The sequence below is a fragment of the Desulfobacter sp. genome (genome assembly GCF_050177295.1).
The window spans coordinates 1-5,005 of sequence record NZ_JBFXHE010000331.1; the positions used below are offsets into that span (position 1 = coordinate 1).

Consider the following 5,005-nt stretch of genomic DNA (forward strand, 5'->3'; position numbering starts at 1 on the left):
AACAGCCATGGGTTGCAAGCCCACAACAAACAATGAAACTAAAGACGCAAACAATTCAGGGTTAAAATGCGCGCCGCAGGCGCTGCGCTCTCTTGTTTCTATTATCTTGTCTCTAGTTTCTTATAACGATCATGTCCTGACGGACACAACAAACAATGAAACTAAAGCCACTAAAAATTCAGGGCTAAAATGGTCGCCGCAGGCGCTTCGCCCTCTTGTTTCTTGTCTCTAGTTTCTTATAAAACAAGGCGGCTTTTGTAAAAGAGCCGCCTTGTTGCGTGTTGAAACGGATTCATTGTTCTTGGTGTTCAAAATAATGAACCCGGCCTGAAAATATGATTCAAGAACGTGAATTGATGTTTTTGTTTTAATTATTAATGTGTTGTGTTTTTAATTTTAATACTATGCTGTGTGCATGTTCAAAAAAATGAACTTTTTCCTGCTGAAAGATGTTCAAGGTTACTTTATCTATCCTGTAAAAACGCCATGGATGATTTTTCAATGTAAAATAATAATTAAAAACAGTACGTTGTCTTTTTAAGCGAAGTTTGCTGGGATGGTGGCACATCAATTGCTATATACTATCTATAATTAAGATTGAGAACAAATTCATCTTTTTTCCCTTTTTTTCCTTTTCCGAAAAAGGCTGCCGAAACCCGGCAGCCTTTTTTGGTTTTAGGAAGGCTTAGGATGCTCAATCCCCTTACGGTTAATGTGGTGAGGGATCTAATTACAATTACATATAAAAAAGGGGTTTGCCGCTTTTTTCCCATATTCGATTACTTCGAATGAGCATTCCGACAAATTATACTCCTCGCAAGCACTATGGTTAAAACGCACCGTTTCATTTGTAAATTCAATTTGGAGTGGAATGGTTACCGCTACGTTCTCGGAACAAAGACTCTCTTTTTGATAAGGGGTATATCTGACCTCTCCACCTGCTTCGTTTCTTAATATTATGGCATTTTGGGTGGTGCTTAGCGCTGTTACTTCTCCTTGGTTGTTAAACTGCAAAGAGTTGATATCCCCCATAATGCCTTCCGGGTCATTATCATAGGCTGATATTTTTCCAATTTTTGTTTCAACAGTATAAGGCTCAGCCGGTTCAGCCGATTTTATGGAACCGTCTTCATAAAATGAAATGCCAACTCTAATACGCATTGTACCTATGGGTGTTTTTGCTTCAACAGTCTCCTGCGGCCAGAAGGTGATGCTTTTAATATTGCCGTTTTCATAAAAGACGATATTAATTATCTTCGCTTTAACTGTGCCACAGGGCAGCTTTAACTCAAGCTCTTTGGCCAGGGCATACTCGTCTTTCTCTCCCCAATAACCGCTTAGCTTGCCATTAAGGGGAAAAAGTTTTTTCAATAATTCATTATTATAAAACATGACCAGTTCCGCGGATATTTTTCCGTATTTGGTTTCAATGGTCGCCGCCTCTTGAAGAGGTACTTTTTTTATATTTCCATTATCATAAAAGTTAACCGGTTTTAATACCCGTCTTCCATGATCATCTACTGAATACTGGGGCACAATGACCCCGACGGGTGTTTTAATCTCAAACCGTTCGGTAAAAATCAGGGACGCGGGATTGCCCGATGCGTATTTTTCCAGATTCTGATAGCCGTTTGTCTTGCCATATTTTGTCTTCAGTGTTTCCACGTTAAACCTCTTTTCTTTATATTTTTTCGGGTCTATAGACCTCTTTTGACATATTTATGCCATGGATGGATCAAAATCCACTCCCCATGCCGGCCATGGGGTTCTTTTTGTTGCATGCCTTGACATCTCGTTGGAGCATAAAGTCCCTGCTGTGTCCCTCGAAAACGGCTTCGGCAGCCTCTATGATTGTTCCGTCCAATTCTAGAATATCGATTTTCTTTTGTTTGAGTATACGGCGAGGGCTGTCGCCGAGTCCGGTGACCATCAATGCCCTGCAATCACTGAGCATATTGCTTAAGTCCTCCCAACGCTGTGTGCCACCGCCGGGTTTGGGTGTCTTTCGGGCTTCGATAAAATAAACGCCGCCATTCTCTTTTTGACCATAGATCAATAATTCTTCGGCTTTTCCGAGGTGTTGATTGACCAGTCGGCCGTCAACGCTGGCGACCGCCACATAAGGTCGGTCATCACCGTAAATTTCCGGCATCTCGGCGCATTCCTGCAGTTTTCTAATTATTTTGCGGCTATTGCGCTCGCCCAGAAGGCCTACGGCATCTGCACGGCAGCGTTCGCAATGGTACATTTGGGGGATGTATTTTTCCGCCTTTTTTCGAATATTCTCCACTGCTGAATCAGATGGTTCCGGCAAATTGGCAAAATTGGACCCCTTATTTGGGTAAAAGGGGATGCAGTTGTGGATGTCTACCTTCAGTTGGGCCATTTTTTCGGCAACCGTTTCAATATGGCGATCATTGATCTCCGGTATAATGACGGTGTTGACCTTGGTGATGATGTTTTTTTCTTTAAGGCGGATGATTGCCTCAAGCTGCTTTTCCAGCAAAACTTCGAAGCCGGGTTTGGGGCCTAGGGTTCTTTTGCCATAGCGAACAAAGGAATACAATTTTGATCCAATTTCAGGATCAATTGCATTTAGGGAGATGGTGACATGGCTGATATTCATGGCGGCCAGCTCATCAATATACGGGCCGATACCCAAACCGTTTGTGGTCACGCAACGAATCATCTCGGGGTATTGCCTTTGTACTAACCGAAGCGTTTCCATGGTTTCATCGGGATTGGCAAAGGGGTCGCCCGGTCCTACAATTCCCACGACAGAAATGTCTTTCGCTTGTTCAATTACATATTTGAGATAGGTCATAGCCTGACTCGGCTTCAGGATTGCAGCGGTTACTCCTGGCCGGGTTTCATCGACACAGTCGTGTTTTCGATCGCAGTAATTACATTGAATATTACATCTTGGTGCAACAGGCAGGTGGACTCGTCCGCAAACACCTTTTACCTTGACATTGAAACATGGGTGGTTGGATATATTCATTTTTTTTCCTATTCGTTAAGATATAAAGATTGCCGACAAGCGGAGCATCGTGCCTGGAAATAATAATCAATTTATTAAAGCAATAAAAATACCAACAAATAATAAAATTGGAAAGAATGACAAAAGACTCCGGAAATACATGGAAAAAAAGTATGGCAGCGGGATAGATTCGAAAGAATGGGTGTAATTCCGTGGTGTGGTGTCAGAATGGGCCCGCTTATTTATTACAAATTCGAAACAACTGAAATTATTGAAAAGATGGGGCCTTTGAATTATTTTGGCCTCCAAAAGAGAAGATAAGGGACTGATCGTCTTTTTATAAGAACGTTTGTGTAACCAACATAGGTATTTCAACTTTGGTTTTGGGCTGGGTATAGGCTGCTTGGTGCTCAATTGCCGGCCAGCCAGTAAAATCGGTATGGGGGAAGTACCAGCTGATCCTTGAACAGGGTTGGGGTATTTCCCGAATATAGGTCTCTTATATGTTCACCCATCTGGAATCCCTGGGTTTCAAGTTCAAACAGGTTCAGATATTGCGGATGTGCGTCAAAATTTCCCACAACCAAAACACTCTTCCGGGTTTTGATATTAAAACGAACATAGGCCAGCAGTTGGGGATTGCTGATCTCCAGCAGTTTCCGGTTGTTAAAATCTGAAAATTCAGAAACCTTTTTACGAATGGCGATCATCTTTTTTAATGCGTTAAATATCTTATATTCAACCGTTCCCGGTTGTTTGCGACGCATGGCTTGTTCCCAGTCTATTCTAGGCCGATGCGCCCACCGGCTGTCATTGGCTTTGCTGATGTCTTCAATATAGGAATAGTCGTTAATTGTGCCAAGCTCATCTCCGTAATAGATCAGTGGAATGCCGCCAAAAGAGAAAATAATACTATGCAACAGAAGAATGTGCTGAATAATGATATCAGTTTTTTCCGGGTCATTCTCCTCCAGGGCTTTCTCCAACCCGATTAATGAAGTTAATGTTCCGGAAATACGGGCGTCATTGTTTTTTTTATTGTGGGCAAACAACAGCCCCCGGGCAGAAGAGTTCTCAAATTTGCCGGCAAAGTAATTGATGATGAATTCCCGGTGGGATCTGGGCTCATATCCGGCCTGGGCGATATCTTCATCTGTAAAACCCAGGCCGATATCATCGTGACACCGTATGTAATTGAGCCAGGTGGCCCGTTCCAGTTTATCCGGCAGATTCTTGATCCCCTGGGTCAGCAGTTTGGTGTTTTTGGTGGCAACCGCATCCCATAATAACGCCATCAAAGTGGCATTATAGGCAATTTCACACTCTTTGGCATTGATGGCATCTTCACCAAAGTACTTGACGATCTCCACCGGGGCTACGATCGCCTCGGCAATGAAAACAACCCCGGGGGCACTGATTTGGCAACAGTCTTTAAACAATTGCAGCAATTTATGGGCTTCATATTCATTTTGACTGGTACTGCCGATTTTTTTCCACAGAAAAGCAACGGCATCCAATCGTATTATATCCACGCCCTGGTTGGCCCAGAACAGCAACACATCCAGCATTTCGATAAAAACTGCCGGGTTGCTGTAATTCAGATCCCATTGATAGGTGTTAAAGACCGTCATGACCCACTTATGCATAGTCTCGTCCCAGGTAAAATTGCCCGGGGCCTGGTCCGGAAATATTTCCGGCAGGGTCTGTTCAAACATATCCGGGATTTCCCGGTTTTCAAAACAATAAAAATAGTCTTGGTGCCGTGGGTCTCCTGACCGGGCTTTTTGCGCCCATTCGTGCTCATCGGACACATGGTTTACCACCACATCCAGGGTCAGCAGCATCTCCCTTTGTTTCATCTCTTTGGCCAGATTTTTTACATTTTCCAGCGTGCCTACCTTGTCGTTGATTTTTCGAAAATCGCTCACGGCATATCCGCCGTCACTGGCCCCTTTGGGGCATTTCAGTATCGGCATGATATGAACCAGGTTAACCCCCAATTCCTGCAAATAGGCAAGTTTGGCT

4 protein-coding genes are annotated in these 5,005 nt (G+C 43.4%); 1 reads left to right on the plus strand and 3 read right to left on the minus strand.

What is annotated here, in order from left to right:
* On the plus strand, positions 1 to 232 hold a 232-nt coding region (locus AB7U36_RS18265), incomplete at its 5' end, for a hypothetical protein (protein ID WP_428161097.1).
* Between the two features lie 494 nt (positions 233 to 726).
* Here the strand turns inward: AB7U36_RS18265 and AB7U36_RS18270 are convergent.
* The 3 genes from AB7U36_RS18270 to AB7U36_RS18280 form a co-directional block, all read right to left on the minus strand.
* The gene (locus AB7U36_RS18270; protein WP_428161098.1) at positions 727 to 1,665 is read right to left on the minus strand and encodes a hypothetical protein; all 939 of its coding nucleotides are present in this window, start codon (positions 1,663 to 1,665) and stop codon (positions 727 to 729) included.
* Positions 1,666 to 1,735: 70 nt separating this feature from the next.
* Complete coding sequence (locus AB7U36_RS18275) at positions 1,736 to 3,001, minus strand: radical SAM protein (protein WP_428161099.1); 1,266 nt, start codon at positions 2,999 to 3,001, stop codon at positions 1,736 to 1,738.
* Positions 3,002 to 3,390: 389 nt separating this feature from the next.
* On the minus strand, positions 3,391 to 5,005 hold a 1,615-nt coding region (locus AB7U36_RS18280), incomplete at its 5' end, for an alpha-amylase family glycosyl hydrolase (RefSeq protein ID WP_428161100.1).

What these genes read in the sequence shown, in the direction of transcription:
- AB7U36_RS18275 (WP_428161099.1), bottom strand. Translation starts at nt 3,001, where the DNA reads ATGAATATATCCAACCACCCATGTTTCAATGTCAAGGTAAAAGGTGTT.